This is a genomic window from Streptomyces sp. NPDC012935, assembly GCF_042900345.1.
Lineage (GTDB): Bacteria > Actinomycetota > Actinomycetes > Streptomycetales > Streptomycetaceae > Streptomyces.
Window position 1 is genome coordinate 1 of sequence record NZ_JBIBBC010000120.1, and the last position, 1,072, is coordinate 1,072.

1 pseudogene is annotated in these 1,072 nt (G+C 72.0%); it reads right to left on the reverse strand.

The features are described from left to right. A pseudogene (locus ACFY5C_RS42000) lies at nucleotides 1-962 on the reverse strand (RNA degradosome polyphosphate kinase); the annotation flags it as partial. Nucleotides 963-1,072 lie beyond the last annotated feature (110 nt).

Below are 1,072 nucleotides of genomic sequence, written 5' to 3' on the forward strand. Positions count from 1 at the left end.
AACGCGTGGTGCTCCAGCACCTCCATGCCCGGGAACAGCTCCTCCAGATGCGCGGCGATGACGTCCTCCAGCGGGACGTACCGGCCGGGGGAGGCCTCCAGGAAGCGGGACAGCAGCGGGGGCACCTTGACGCGGGCGAAGTGCGGGGTGCCGGTGACGGGGTTGCGGACCCGCACGGCCAGGTTCAGGGAGAGCCCGGAGATGTACGGGAAGGGGTGCGCCGGGTCGACCGCCAGCGGGGTCAGCACCGGGAAGATCTGGTGCCGGAACAGGGTGAACAGGCGGGCCTGCTCCTTCTCCGTGAGCTCGTTCCAGCGGACCAGGTGGATGCCCTCCTCCGCCAGGGCGGGGGCGACGTCCTCGTGGTAGCAGGCGGCGTGCCGGGCCATGAGCTCGCGGGAGCGGGCCCAGATCATCTCCAGCACCTCGCGCGGCTGGAGCCCGGACGCGGAGCGGGTGGCCACGCCGGTGGCTATGCGGCGCTTCAGACCGGCCACCCGGACCATGAAGAACTCGTCCAGGTTGCTGGCGAAGATGGCCAGGAAGTTGGCCCGCTCCAGCAGCGGCGTGGCCGGGTCCTCGGCGAGTTCGAGCACCCGCTCGTTGAACGCCAGCCAGCTGCGCTCCCGGTCGAGGAAGCGGCCCTGGGGCAGCTGGACGCCCTCGACCTCGTCGACGTCGTAGGCGTCGAGATCGGCGTCGATGTCGGGTTCCAGGTCGGAGACGACCGCCGAGGTGACGGTGTGCGGACGGTGCGCCGCGATGGAGCCCACGGAGGGCTGCGCGGGCTGGACCTGTGCCTGGGCGTTCGAGGACTGGCTCATACGCCCATTCTTCCGCGCATCGAGGCGTACAGGCGCGTCGGAACGGGCGGGCGGGAGCGTCGCCGGGAGGCGTCGTACGTCCCCGTTCCCCGCGCGCGCGTGCGGGGGCGGCGCGGGCTCTGGCACGGCGGGAGTCATTGCCCGAGCGTCGCAAGGCTTCCTTAACCGCCGGTTACCAGGACATGGCGTGCGGTGAAGCGGGACGCGGCCCGCGCGCGTCCGCACGTCCCTCCCCCCGTGGAGAGACG